General features: G+C 50.9%; 14 protein-coding genes. 5 read left to right on the top strand and 9 right to left on the bottom strand.

Annotated elements, in window-relative coordinates; all coding sequences use genetic code 11:
* Position 1: 1 nt before the first annotated feature.
* The 3 genes from aspS to E6Q52_RS12535 are packed head-to-tail and all read right to left on the bottom strand — an operon-like array spanning position 2 to position 2,704.
* Positions 2-1,792, bottom strand: coding sequence for an aspartate--tRNA ligase (aspS, locus tag E6Q52_RS12545; RefSeq protein ID WP_292822551.1), 1,791 nt, complete (start codon positions 1,790-1,792; stop codon positions 2-4).
* 33 nt (positions 1,793-1,825) lie between these two features.
* Positions 1,826-2,425 (bottom strand): DUF502 domain-containing protein, encoded by a 600-nt coding sequence (locus E6Q52_RS12540; protein ID WP_292822549.1) that lies wholly within the window; start codon positions 2,423-2,425, stop codon positions 1,826-1,828.
* Between the two features lie 12 nt (positions 2,426-2,437).
* The gene (locus E6Q52_RS12535; protein WP_292822547.1) at positions 2,438-2,704 is read right to left on the bottom strand and encodes a zinc ribbon domain-containing protein; all 267 of its coding nucleotides are present in this window, start codon (positions 2,702-2,704) and stop codon (positions 2,438-2,440) included.
* 130 nt (positions 2,705-2,834) lie between these two features.
* Between E6Q52_RS12535 and E6Q52_RS12530 the strand changes: the two genes are divergently transcribed.
* Positions 2,835-3,029: a hypothetical protein gene (locus tag E6Q52_RS12530; RefSeq protein WP_292822545.1), complete on the top strand. Its 195-nt coding sequence runs from the start codon at positions 2,835-2,837 to the stop codon at positions 3,027-3,029.
* Between the two features lie 23 nt (positions 3,030-3,052).
* Here the strand turns inward: E6Q52_RS12530 and E6Q52_RS12525 are convergent, their stop codons facing one another.
* Positions 3,053-3,424 carry a glycine cleavage system protein H gene (locus E6Q52_RS12525; RefSeq protein WP_292822543.1) on the bottom strand — a complete coding sequence of 124 codons (372 nt, stop codon included), beginning with the start codon at positions 3,422-3,424 and terminating at the stop codon, positions 3,053-3,055.
* A 215-nt stretch (positions 3,425-3,639) separates the two neighbouring features.
* Between E6Q52_RS12525 and pbpG the strand changes: the two genes are divergently transcribed.
* On the top strand, positions 3,640-4,716 hold the full coding sequence (gene pbpG, locus E6Q52_RS12520) for a D-alanyl-D-alanine endopeptidase (RefSeq protein WP_292822541.1): 1,077 nt from the start codon (positions 3,640-3,642) through the stop codon (positions 4,714-4,716).
* A 102-nt stretch (positions 4,717-4,818) separates the two neighbouring features.
* Here the strand turns inward: pbpG and E6Q52_RS12515 are convergent, their stop codons facing one another.
* From E6Q52_RS12515 to E6Q52_RS12505, 3 genes are all read right to left on the bottom strand, one after another.
* A complete protein-coding gene (locus tag E6Q52_RS12515; RefSeq protein WP_292822586.1) occupies positions 4,819-5,262 on the bottom strand; it encodes a DUF3106 domain-containing protein in 444 nt (147 codons plus the stop codon).
* Positions 5,263-5,401: 139 nt separating this feature from the next.
* Positions 5,402-5,773 (bottom strand): DUF3619 family protein, encoded by a 372-nt coding sequence (locus E6Q52_RS12510; RefSeq protein ID WP_292822539.1) that lies wholly within the window; start codon positions 5,771-5,773, stop codon positions 5,402-5,404.
* Positions 5,770-6,351: an RNA polymerase sigma factor gene (locus tag E6Q52_RS12505; RefSeq protein WP_292822537.1), complete on the bottom strand. Its 582-nt coding sequence runs from the start codon at positions 6,349-6,351 to the stop codon at positions 5,770-5,772. The genes E6Q52_RS12510 and E6Q52_RS12505 overlap by 4 nt, the downstream gene beginning before the upstream one ends.
* Before the next feature lie 292 nt (positions 6,352-6,643).
* Between E6Q52_RS12505 and E6Q52_RS12500 the strand changes: the two genes are divergently transcribed.
* Together E6Q52_RS12500 and E6Q52_RS12495 are read left to right on the top strand one after the other, a co-directional pair.
* The gene (locus tag E6Q52_RS12500; RefSeq protein ID WP_292822535.1) at positions 6,644-8,242 is read left to right on the top strand and encodes an ATP-binding protein; all 1,599 of its coding nucleotides are present in this window, start codon (positions 6,644-6,646) and stop codon (positions 8,240-8,242) included.
* Positions 8,243-9,742 (top strand): sigma-54 dependent transcriptional regulator, encoded by a 1,500-nt coding sequence (locus tag E6Q52_RS12495; RefSeq protein ID WP_292822533.1) that lies wholly within the window; start codon positions 8,243-8,245, stop codon positions 9,740-9,742.
* A gap of 51 nt (positions 9,743-9,793) precedes the next feature.
* Here the strand turns inward: E6Q52_RS12495 and E6Q52_RS12490 are convergent, their stop codons facing one another.
* A complete protein-coding gene (locus tag E6Q52_RS12490; protein WP_292822531.1) occupies positions 9,794-10,804 on the bottom strand; it encodes a sodium:calcium antiporter in 1,011 nt (336 codons plus the stop codon).
* 126 nt (positions 10,805-10,930) lie between these two features.
* On the opposite strand from E6Q52_RS12490, the gene ampD reads away from it, so the two are divergent.
* Positions 10,931-11,491: a 1,6-anhydro-N-acetylmuramyl-L-alanine amidase AmpD gene (gene ampD, locus E6Q52_RS12485; RefSeq protein ID WP_292822529.1), complete on the top strand. Its 561-nt coding sequence runs from the start codon at positions 10,931-10,933 to the stop codon at positions 11,489-11,491.
* Here ampD and E6Q52_RS12480 read toward each other — a convergent pair.
* Positions 11,488-12,429: a DMT family transporter gene (locus E6Q52_RS12480; RefSeq protein WP_292822527.1), complete on the bottom strand. Its 942-nt coding sequence runs from the start codon at positions 12,427-12,429 to the stop codon at positions 11,488-11,490. The genes ampD and E6Q52_RS12480 overlap by 4 nt on opposite strands.
* Positions 12,430-13,217 lie beyond the last annotated feature (788 nt).

Raw genomic sequence — 13,217 nt, 5'->3', positions numbered from 1 at the left:
TTTATTGACCAGCCGCGTTTTGCTGACGCACGCGAATATGCAATTCGCGCAATTGTTTCTCATCGACCTCATTTGGCGCATTGGTCATCAGACATTGCGCGCGCTGGGTTTTCGGGAAAGCAATCACGTCACGAATCGACTCAGCACCGGTCATCAGCGTGACCAGTCGATCCAGGCCAAAAGCCAGACCACCGTGCGGCGGCGCACCGTATTGCAAGGCATCGAGCAAGAAGCCGAATTTTTCTTGTGCTTCTTCGCGGCTGATTTTCAGCGCATCAAACACTTTGGATTGCACGTCCTGCTTGTGGATACGCACAGAACCGCCGCCTACTTCCCAGCCGTTGAGCACCATGTCGTAAGCTTTAGACAAACAGGCACCCGGATTGCTGACCAGCAAGTCTTCATGGCCATCTTTAGGCGCAGTGAACGGGTGATGCAGCGCGACCCAACGGTCATTGTCTTCATCATGCTCAAACATCGGGAAATCCACCACCCACAAAGGCGCCCACTGACGGCCATCGACATGGCCTTTTTCGTGACCCACCTTGGTACGCAAGGCACCCAGGGCTTCGTTGACGATTTTGGCTTTATCGGCACCGAAGAACACGATGTCGCCATTTTGCGCGCCAGTGCGCTCAATAATCGCTTGCAGCGCATTGACGTGAATGTTCTTCACAATCGGGCTTTGCAGGCCTTCTTCGTTCAGCTTGGTAATATCGTTGATCTTGATATACGCCAGACCTTTGGCACCGTAAATTTTGACAAACTCGGTATAGGCATCGATCTCGGAGCGGCTGATGGCAGCGCCATTAGGCACGCGAATGGCGGCGACACGGCCACCGGCCATATTAGCGGCACCGGCAAATACTTTAAAATCAACATCTTTCATCACATCGCTGAGCTCAGTGATTTCCAGGGTCACGCGCATGTCTGGCTTGTCTGAACCGTAACGGTTCATGGCTTCAGCGAAAGGCATGCGTGGGAACTGGGCTGGCAAATCAACATTCTGAATTTTCTTCAGCATGCGGCGGATCATCTCTTCGACGATGTCCATGATTTCGTTTTCTTCCAGGAACGATGTTTCAATATCGACCTGGGTGAATTCTGGCTGACGGTCCGCGCGCAAGTCTTCATCACGGAAACACTTGGTGATCTGGAAGTAGCGGTCAAAACCGGACACCATCAGCAACTGTTTAAACAACTGCGGTGATTGAGGCAAGGCGAAGAACATACCGTGGTGAACACGGGATGGCACCAGATAGTCACGCGCACCTTCCGGTGTCGAGCGCGTCAGCATCGGTGTTTCGACTTCGATAAAACCGTTGTCATCCAAGTAGTCACGCAGGTTTTTTGCCACTTTGTAGCGCAGCATCAGGTTTTTCTGCATGGCCGGACGGCGCAGGTCGATATAACGATGCTCCAGGCGCACGGTTTCAGTCAGGTTATCGTCATCCAGCATAAAGGGTGGCGTCAATGAAGCATTCAGCACTTCAATTTCTGTCGCCAGCATCTCCACTTCACCGGTCGGCAAGTTAGCATTCACGGTGCCTTCAGGACGCGCACGCACTTTACAGACCACGCGCAACACAAACTCGCTACGCACGGTTTCAGCGATGGCAAATGCATCTTTGGTATCCGGGTCAATCACGATTTGCGCCAGACCTTCGCGATCACGCAAATCAATAAAAATCACGCCCCCGTGGTCGCGACGACGGTGGGCCCAGCCACACAGTGTCACGGTTTGTCCAATATGTTCGCGGTTCAAGTGACCGCAATAGTGTGTACGCATCATAATAATTTTATAAAGTTTTAAAGTGTGTTGCGGTTAATGATGTTTAGGCAAGGGCGCCACTGTACCCATGCTAATGATGTATTTCAAGGCCTGATCGACGCTCATGTCGAGCGCTATCACATCCGACTTGGGTAGCATCAGGAAAAAACCAGAGGTCGGGTTAGGCGTGGTTGGCACATAGACGCTGACATACTCGCCTTGCAGATGATTCGCGACATCGCCGCCCGGTGTGCCGGTTAAAAAGGCAATGGTCCATGACCCCTGGCGCGGATACTCAATCAGCAGCGCCTGGCGGAAAGCATTACCAGAGTCAGAAAAAAGCGTATCAGACACTTGCTTGACGCTGGAGTAAATGGATTTCACCACCGGCACGCGGATCAGCAAGCCTTCCCACAACTCAATCAATTGCTGGCCAAAAATATTGGTGGCAACCAGGCCAGTCGCCAGCACGATACCCACGGTCAGGATCACACCAAACCCAGGAATATCCACGCCCAGCAAGGTTTCCGGACGCCAGGCAACAGGCAATAACAGCAAACTTTGGTCCAGCGTTTGCACTAAAGTTTTAAGCACCCACACCGTAATAAACAGTGGGACCAACACCAGCAACCCTGTAATGAAATATTTTTTCATGCGTCTTGATTTTTAATGGCAGGCACAGCCTGGGTTGCACTTTGCGGCTTCAGTGGCCGGGGGAGATTCAGCCGCTGGGCTACTGGTTTTCGATTGGCTGTTTTTAAAGTCAGTTGCATACCAGCCACTGCCAGTCAGTTGAAAGTTTGGCGCAGACACCTGCTTGCTAAACGTCTGTTGCGCACACTTTGGGCACACCTCAACAGAGGGCGCAGACACCTTGCGCATCAGCTCTTGCTGGTAACCACACGCGGTACATTGAAAATCGTAGATAGGCATTTGTTAACACAACCTGAAGGACAACTTGCTGGAAAAATTTCACCAAGCGCAAATTATACGCTGATTCGCGTGACAAATCATCAAAAGCACCGCGATGTATTTGAATTGAAAAGACTTTAAGGAGCTCGATATGCAACAATTCTCTCTCAAATTACCCTTTATGCTGACCATGCTGTTTTTTTTAGGACTGGCCAGTCGCGACCTCAACATACACCACAACATGCTGACACTCGGCAGCCAGGCGCAGCCCAACAAACCGGTGACCTTGCATCTGGCAAATTTGCTATACGCCGAGCCAACACTCAAAATCAAAAAAGTGAATTAAGGCTGCCACTACAAAATAACCCCTTACAGCTGCGCGTCGTAAGCCGCCTGCTCCAGCAAAGACTCCACGCCTCTGGCATCTGCCGCCAGCGTAAACAACCAGGTATCATACGGGTGATCATTGATTTTTTCGGGCGAAGACAAGGCCTCTTCATTCACCGCCTGCACCACACCAGTGAGCGGCGCATAAATATCCGAGCCGGTTTTCACTGACTCAATCAAGCCGCACACACTGAACTGCTCTACCGTCTGACCCACCTTTGGCGGGTCTACGAAGACCACATCGCCGAGCATATTCTGTGCGTAATCGGTGATACCCACCAACCAAGCCCCACTTTCGGACTGCGCTGCCCAAGTGTGGTCTTTAGAAAAGAAGTATTTCAAGCCTGCTGACATATGATTTAAAAATCAAAAGTTTAATAGATAATTATTGTGCCACAGTCTGTGAAACGCACCAAAACTTATTAAAGTTGGTCAATAAAGCGGTTTAATTTTTTACACTAGAAAATTGCGATAAGTGATTGACTCTGAATAATAACTGGGCAATAATGAGTCGGGTTTTCGGAAGGTTGATTATGAGTTTTTTCAAGCATTGTCTTAAAGTGTTGCTAATGTGTTCCATCGCTTTCGCACCTGCGGGTCAAGCCATCGCCAAGTCACCTTCAAAAAAACAGACGGTTTCGACGGCGAAGAGTAAAAAATACAGCACACGCTCTTCTCAATACCGCGTCAATCCCGAAAAAACCAAATCCATGCGCCCGGTAAAACTACATTCGCATGCCAGAAAATCAGCCAGACCAGCGGTTGACGCAGAAATGTTTGATTCTTTTTCTGGCAAATCGGCTGGCAACGGCAATTTGTCGATCGCCTCCACCAAAGCCTTGGTGATGAACCAGAACACGCACGAAATCATCTATTCCAAAAACCTGGATACACCTACCCCTATTGCCTCAGTCACTAAATTGATGACGGCCATGGTCGTGCTGGACGCAAAACTGAATTTAAATGACCAGGTCTCGATTACCGACATGGACGTGGATTACCTGAAAGGGACTTCTTCACGCCTGCCAGTCGGCACCACCATGACGCGCGAAGACATGTTAAATCTGGCATTGATTGCCTCTGAAAACCGCGCTGCCTCGGCATTGGCTACCAACTACCCAGGCGGCAAGGCACGTTTTATTCAAGATATGAATGCCAAAGCCGCCAGCCTAGGCATGATGAATACGCACTTTGAAGACTCTACTGGCCTGACCAGCAACAATGTCTCCACCGCCATGGACCTGGCCAAAATGGTACACGCGGCTTACCAATATCCGCTGATTCGTCAAATTACCACCACCTCCGACTACGACTTGAATGTTGGCAGCAGACGTCAACCGATACACTTCCACAATACCAATGCATTAGTACGTGAGAGTACCAACAGCAGTTGGGAAATCGGCCTCTCTAAAACGGGTTATATCAGCGAAGCTGGACGCTGCCTGGTGATGCAAGCGACCATTGCGGGCGAACCATTAATTCTGGTCTTGCTGGACTCGGTTGGCAAATTAACCCGTATCGGCGACGCTAGACGCATCAAAAAATGGATGGAACATAACTACAGCACCCTGACCTCCCACAACGATGGCGGCATTGTGCTGACAGGGCTCTCCATGAGCAAAACACTGGGTGACGAAGCCAACTAATGAGCACAGTCAATGCGTGTTGAAAACAATCAACCACGCAACAGGTGTTAATAAAAAACCCGCGAATATTGCGGGTTTTTTATTGTCAGCACTTCCGTGCAACTAATGCTCTGCGCCGTCAAACTCAGGGTCATAGCCCTCGGTAATCGCCGCTTTTTGCTTATGCTCTTTCCATTGTTTGCGTAACACTTCTTTTTTCTCAGGGCTCAAACTCTGAAACTGCTGATAACGCTTACGCGCATTTTCGCGCTCATAAGGCGTCATGCGACTCCATTTCACCAGTTGATGCTGAATACGCTGCTGTTTTTGCGCATCCATTTTCGGGTACTCTTTGGCAATATCGAGCATTTTCTCACGCTGCCATGGGCGCAAGCTATCCCACTCACTGCCCAACGGTGATAACACAGCACGCTGTTGATCTGTCAGGTGCGCCCATGTCACATTGGCAGCAGGGTCGGCGGGCGACAGATCATTCTTGATCGCACCGATATCTGCCATGGCCACCCAGCGCAGACCTGAATCCTGGCTAACCGCACCAGCGTGCACAGGCAAAACGCTGCTTGCACACATCGCACACATTACCCACCCTAGTAATACAGAATGATTTCGCATCATTTCTCATTATTCCATTGACGCATTGTTCTCTCAATCACGACAAACACTTGCTTTCAAGTTAGCCAAAGTATTAAATATTTTCTGAATACTGCCAGGCGTCAAAGCCGCTATCGACAAACGCTTCAACCGGCAAATCATCGCTCAACAACAAGGCATCATCATTATGGCTGGCCGACAACACAAACAGCCCAACCGCAAAAAATACGGACAAAGCCGCCATGCCGGCCATACGCGGATGCCCGAAAGACGCCCAAGACAACACATCTACCCAAGCCGGGCCAGCTTCGCTTGATTCAGCAAACCGCTTCAACGCTGCCTGGCGCGCATCTGCCAGACGTGTTTCTACCTCGGCCGACAACGGGCGATCATCTTGCTTCAGCCACTCAACACCTTCGCGCAGAGGGGTAGGCAAGTCGTCTTCTAGATGACGTTGTTTCCTCATGGCTTCACTCCTTTTTGTAACTTGCGGGATCCGATCCCGGCCTGCTCTAGCAATGTAGATAACGCACTGACCGCTCTTGAGCAATGCGTTTTGACACTTCCTTCTGAACATCCCATGACCGCTGCCGTTTCAGCAACATCCAACTCTTCCCAATAACGCAGCACGAATGCTTCTCGTTGACGTAAAGGTAATTTTGCCAATGCCTTTTCGATCAGGGCCATGATTTGCGACCGCTCCAGCTGATCGGCTGGGTTGCTGTCTGTACTTTCAACCTCTATGGTTTCCAGTGGATCATAATCCTCATCTTCAGATTGGCCAAAAGACGAAAACAGCGTGGTCCACAGGTTGCGTACTTTTTGCCGACGCCAGTAATCGCGCATGGTATTTTGTAAAATACGCTGAAACAGCATAGGATATTCTTCAACCGGTTTGCTGGCGTATTTATCTGCCAGTTTCAGCATGGCGTCCTGCACAATATCCAACGCAGCATGGTCATCACGCACCGCATACGCAGTTTGCCTGAATGCCCGCTTTTCAACCTGACGTAAAAAATCCGATATTTCTTGCGCACTCGCCACTACAAATCCTCTTCCCCGAGATCACCAGTGCTTGCCACTGATGCACGTGCTTTTTTCGCGACATTGTTGTGAATGATGAGATGTCATCACAGAAATATGCACCGTTTTATCTCCCTGTCGCCTGCGAGTATATCAGTTTTAAATTTATTTACTGTTAGAATAAGCCTGATAGCAGCGAAAGTTCGGCCACCTTTATGACGATTAAAAAAATAAATTCTATGACCCTGCTCAATCCATCGCACCTACACCCTGCCTGCATCGCTATCTGCGCTAGCATGGAGTCAACTGCATAATGGCCATCAATATCACTGCGCCAGAAAAAACCCCGGACAGCCAGCACCTGCGGCTTTACAGCCTGTTTCGCCTGGGCGCCTCGGGCATGCTTTTTGGCAGCCAGCTCTGGCCCTACTTTAGAAACGCCCCGTCTGAGCCTTCTCTCTCATTCTGGCTACTGCTAATTTTTTTCTTATACGCGATTGCAGTCAGCGTCAGCTTTGAGTCATTGCAATGCAAACGCGGCCTGGCATTAAAAATCCAAACCAGCCTGGACATCATGTTTTTGGTGCTGATGATGCACTTTTTGCCAGGTAACCAGAGCGGCATCGGCTTATTGCTGATTATCAATATTATTTTTGCCGGCCTGATTAGCGATGGCCGTTTTGCGCTGTTTTACGCGGCGATTGCGACCATCGGCATTTTGCTCGAAAACACCTTCCAGATCGTCCATCGCAACCTGCCGCTCAATGATTTTAGCAATGCGGTGGTGCTTTCGCTAAGTTGTTTCGCTACCGCCTGGCTGGCGCAAACATTAACCGCGCGCATGCAACGCAGTGAAAACCTGGCCACTCAGCGCGGCCAGGATATCGAATACCTGGCCAAAACCAATGCGCTGATTACGCAAGAAATGCCCAACGGCGTGCTGGTGATAGACCAGCACCAGCAACTCAAGCACTACAACCTGCAAGCCTGTAAGCTGCTGGGGCTGGAAGAAATGACACTTCAAGCCGCCATTCAATTGCAAACGCCGCTCGCAGAGCTGATGCCTGCCGTCATGCCATTGCTGCAAACTTCACCCGCCAGCAAACTCGCCGCCTCAGACGCCATCAAACTTGGCATCAACAATCGTGACCTGGGCATCCGTTTTCACCCGATTTCAGAGAGTATTGATAATGGTGTGGTGATTTTTATTGAAGACTGGTCGCAGATTCAAACGCAGGCACATCAGGTCAAACTGGCTGCGCTTGGCCGCTTGACCGCCAATATTGCGCATGAAATACGCAACCCGCTCAGCGCCATCAGCCACGCGACCCAGTTAATGCAGGAAGACTCACAACAGCCTGGCACCCAGCGCATGTTGCAAATTATTTCTGACAATGTGCAGCGCCTGGACCAAATCATCAAAGATGTACTGGAACTCAACCGCCGCGACCGCACCAATCAGGAACAGCTCAATATCAACCATTTTGTACAAGAGTTTTATCAGCAATTTTGTGCCGTCGAAAAAATAGACCTCAACCACTTTACGCTAGACTTGCCTGCCAAAGAGAGTGTCATCGTTTTTGACCGCAGACATATCAACCAGATTTTGTGGAATTTATGTAAAAATGGCTGGCGACATAGCCAGCAGCATGCCCAAAGTTTGCAATTGAAGGTGGTAGGCGATAAAAGCGGCCAGTTTATTCACTTGCTGGTCAAAGATGACGGCAGCGGACTAGACCCGAAAATTCAGCCGCACCTATTTGAACCCTTTATGACCACCGAAAAAACCGGCACCGGTCTGGGTTTGTTTATCGCGCGTGAACTGGCCGAAGCCAATGGCGCAAAACTCAATTACAACAGCAGTGCCAATGGCACGCAATTTTCACTGACAGTTAAAAAGGTAATCGTTTAAATGGCAAATTCTTATCGTTGTCTGGTGGTCGATGACGAGACCGATATCCGCGAACTCGTGGTGCTGACGCTGGAGCGCATGGGCATACAGGCAGAAAGCGCCAGCTCGGTGACCGATGCAAAACACATGCTGGGCTCATTCAGTTATGACCTGTGCCTGACAGATATGCGCCTGCCGGATGGCTTGGGGCTAGAGCTGGTGCAACACATCAATGCGCAGTTCCCGGGCTTACCAGTGGCGGTCATTACCGCTTATGGCAGCGCAGAAAATGCGGTCTCGGCATTGAAAGCGGGCGCCTATGACTACATCACCAAGCCAATCTCACTCAAGCAGTTACGGCCACTGGTCGAGTCCGCGCTCAAACTGTCCTCACAGAAAGAATCCCAAGGCGCCAATACGGTAGACCTGATTGGTGCGTCACCCGCCATGGGTTATGTGCGCACCATGATTGCCAAGCTGGCACGGAGCCAGGCACCGGTGTATATCAGCGGCGAGTCTGGTAGCGGTAAAGAGCTGGCGGCCAGGCTGATACACCTCAACAGTTCGCGTAAAGACCAGTCTTTTATCGCCGTGAACTGTGGCGCGATCCCGGAAAACCTGATGGAAAGCGAATTTTTTGGCTACAAAAAAGGTGCATTTACCGGCGCAATCCAGGACACGCTGGGACTATTTCAGGCGGCCAATGGCGGCACCCTGTTTCTCGATGAAGTTGCAGATTTGCCACTGGCGATGCAGGTAAAACTGTTGCGTGCAATTCAGGAGAAAAAGGTGCGCGTCGTCGGCAATACCAGCGAAGAAGCGGTAGACGTACGCATTATTTCTGCCACGCACAAAAACCTGAACGCCATGATGGAAAAAGGTGAGTTTCGCCAGGATTTATACTATCGCCTGAACGTGATTCAACTCAAAATGCCCGCCTTGCGCGAGCGGCCTGAAGACATTCCAGAACTCACTGAGCGCTTGCTTGGCAAACTATGCCTGATGCAGGGCATTAGCATCCCGAGCATTGCAGATGAAGCCAAAGTATATATTCAGCAACTGCCTTTTCATGGCAATGTGCGCGAACTGGAAAACATGCTGGAGCGCGCACTGGCCTTATGTGATGGCGCCACTATTACGGTGGAAGACCTGTCTCTGGAGGAGATGCCAGCCAGCCTGAGCGACAAGCCGGTGCTGCCATGGAATGCCCCTAGCTTGGAACAACCCAGCCAGCCAATTCCGGCCATTCTCGCGGCTACGCCGCCACGCGAGAGCCAGCCAATGGCCCAGGCGACGCCAGGCGGCACCATGCTGCCTATGGATATCAGCTTATCTGACTACCTGGAAGATATTGAAAAACGCACGATTTTGCAGGCGCTGGAGAAAACCAATAATAACAAAACGGCGGCGGCTAAATTATTGGGCATCAGCTTCCGTACCCTACGCTATCGATTGTCCAAACTTGGCTTATCCAAAGAACAGGATGCCGACCTCGATGACACGGAAGGCGACGACGAATAAGTCAGACAATAAAAAGGGCGACTACAAGTCGCCCTTTTTAACATCTATGGTCTAGCTCAACACAATCGCCAGATACGCCAGGTAAAACAATCCATTTACCAGTAAATGCCACACCAATAAGCCACCTTTGGCGATGCGGTAACGCACCCAAATGGCCGCCAGCAAGGTGATCAAAATGCCTAACGCTACCTCTGGCCGGGGTGCCCAGTCAGTCAACATAATACCGATAGCTGGCAACAACGTGCCCTGAAACACCATAGCGCCGGTGATATTGCCAAACGCCAGCGTATCTTTACCTTTGCGTATCCACAAAATGCTGTTCACCTTTTCAGGCAATTCAGTCGCAATCGGGATAATCAGCAAAGACAGCAGCAAGGCAGAGACGCCTAAAATCGCCGCCGCGGTTTCTACCTCGTTGATAAAGCCTTTGGCGCCTGCAATCAACAAGCCGAGGCCGATCAACAGTTGCAATACGATGGTCACCATATTGGTTGGCAGACCCAGACGCGATAGCATCATGACATCTTCAGCCTCAGTCGCATGGCCTTCTTCCACCAAGCCTTTCGAGGCTTTAATGGTCATCAGCACATACACAAAATAGGTCAAAATCATCAGGATGCTGATGCCGTAGCGCACCAATGCCTCGGTGTGCGGAATAAACATGGCGATGGTGGCGAAAATAAAGGCCAGAATAAAAAAGTTGAGGTCGCGTATCAGGCCAGTGCGCTCAGGACGGATATGCCCATGCGCGCCACGACGCTTCAATACGGAGAGTGCCATCAAGCTGATAGACAGTGTCGCCAGCATTAAAGGCGCCCCCAAAATGGCCCCAACACCAATATCGTGCCCGGCATGGCTGTCGCCAGTCGATGAGGTATAGGAGAAAATGGCCAGTAATGGCACCAGCGTTTCCGGCAAGGCCGTGCCCACCGCCGCAAAAATAGAACCGGTGACGCCTTCGGAAATCCCCAGCTTTTCGCCTAAATGCTCGAGCGCATTGGTGAAAACTTCAGCTGCCACCAAAATCAGCAGCAACATAAGCAATAATTGTAAAAAAACCATGACTGTTCCTGTCTGGCGGCAATCAATCTTGCATGCGGCCACCGCCTGGCGCGCATGTGCGTGACAAACGTGTGCACGCGGGCGGAATCATAACGCAATTCGCCCAAATTCACCTACAATGTTTGCATGTCGCACACACCCGCTTCTGCTATCCAGATTGATACCGCTGGCCTCGCCAGCCCGGCGCAATGGCTATTGTCGCCCAACCAGGATGAGCGACCACCACCGACCGAAGTGGATATGATTGTGATCCACAATATCAGCCTGCCGCCCAACCAGTATGGTGGTCAGGGCATTATGCAATTATTTACCAACCAGCTAGACCCGCAAGAACACCCCTATTATGCTGAGATTGCGCATCTCAAGGTCTCATCACATTTTTTGATTCGCCGCACCGGTGCGTTATTACAATTTGTCAGTTGCAATCAGCGCGCATGGCATGCCGGACTCTCGCAATGGCAGGGCCGCGAACGCTGCAATGACTTTTCAGTCGGCATTGAATTAGAGGGCAGTGACATAGAAGCCTTTGAAGATGCGCAGTACGTGACACTGCAAGCCCTGATCCATGCGTTGCAGCAACGCTATCCGATCCAACATATTGTCGGCCATTCAGACATTGCACCGGGGCGCAAAACCGACCCCGGCCCATTCTTTGATTGGCAACGCATCTCACGATCAACAGATTAAGCGTCGGCAGCGGCGGCTTCATGGGGCCGTGGCTGCTTATCCAGACTCACCGCCATCACCCCGGCCAGCACCAGCGCAGTGCCCATGCCCTGTATCCAGGAGAGCGACTCTCCCAAAAACAGATAAGCCAGCACAATCGTCGCTACCGGCCCAATCGCACTAATCAAGGCCGCCTTGCGGCTACCAAGCTGGTGTATACCCAGATTCATCAGTACCGACGGCAATACCGTGGCAATCAGCGCCATTAAAAAAGCCAGCACATACACCGCGTTTGGCAATGCTGTCACCTGCGAAAATGAGCCTCTCGCAGCAAAATGGCTAGCACTGGCAAGCGCCGCCAGGCTCATGGTCATCGCAGTAAAGCGGCTGGCACCCAATTTAGGGATTAATTGGCCGCTCACCAGCAAATACCCCGCGTAGACAATCGCGCTCAGCAAAACCAACCATGCACCATAAAGTGTATCGGCAGAATCCAGCCCCGCCAGCGCCACATCATGCCAAACCACAAGTACCACCCCCACATAACTAGTCACCATGGCAAACCACTCGCGACGCGTAATCGTGTGTTTGAGGAATACCGCACTCATCGCTACCACTAGTGCGGGGTAAATAAACAGAATCACCCTTTCCAGCCCGGCCGAGACATAACGCAACCCTTCAAAATTCAGCCACATCGAGCCATAACCACCAACGATAGCGAGCACCAGCAGAGACAGCCAGTCTTTGCTGCTCATAGTCAGCGGTGTATCTTGTTGCATCGCCCACCAGCCCAAGCCGATAAAAAATGGCATGGCAAATGCCATACGCAACGCAATCAAGGTCTCCGTATCAATGTGATAGACGTAAGCCAGCTTGACCATGATCGCTTTCGACGAAATGGCCACGGACGACACCAATACCAGCATGGCACCGTAATACGGATGAGGAGAATCTTTCATTATGAGCCCTGAATCAATGGGGCTCACCGGGAAGGGTATGACAAGATCAACCGCGGAGAGCCCGCGGTTGCAAAAAAATTACGACAAGCAGCAACCGCAGCACGATGTGGCGACTAGCCACAATGCTTTTCGGTTCATCACCACAACTGTAGATTGGAGGAATTGCTTGTTCATAAGGTTATAGAATTTACGTGGGTTTGGGAGAATGGTCAAGGGAACTGTTTAATTTATATGTGTGTTCAATACTTTTCTTTTCGCCTAGCCGGCGAGTCACTTTCTGATGCTTGCCCCTCAGAAAGTAACCAAAGAAGAGGGCACCCAGCCATCACGGCCTAAAGGCTCCCTTGCGTTGCTCAACAAAATAAGCGGTCACGAAACTCAACCTGGCAGCTCACACAAAACGTGAGCTGCTGCGGGATTCAAACAGTCGCTCCCTTCTTCCTTATTTTGTCTCCGCTACTCAGCGTGATGGAATGGGATTTGTCTCGCCAAACTCACATTGTAGAAATCTGAACGGTTCAAAAACAGATCGGTTTGTTAAGAGCATTAATGGTGGCGCTCACTAGGTGTTCGGGGTCCCCATCTGCCGCGCCGAGCAACGCAGGGTTGGCGGTAGTCTTCGACCATCGGCTGTCTGAGCTCCGCAACAAGCCACATCTTGTGTGGCTTGTCAGGGCGAGTTTCGATGGACGCCCGGCAATTCGAGTAGCGCAGGATACAAGCGGAAGCTGGGGTGCACTTTCTTTTGGTTACTTATTCTTTGGGCAAGCAAAGAAAAGTAACTCGCC

The organism is Methylophilus sp., assembly GCF_008015755.1.
Classification (GTDB): domain Bacteria; phylum Pseudomonadota; class Gammaproteobacteria; order Burkholderiales; family Methylophilaceae; genus Methylophilus.
The sequence above is the reverse complement of the archived record's forward strand: the minus strand, read 5'-3'. Positions and strand labels throughout refer to the sequence as shown.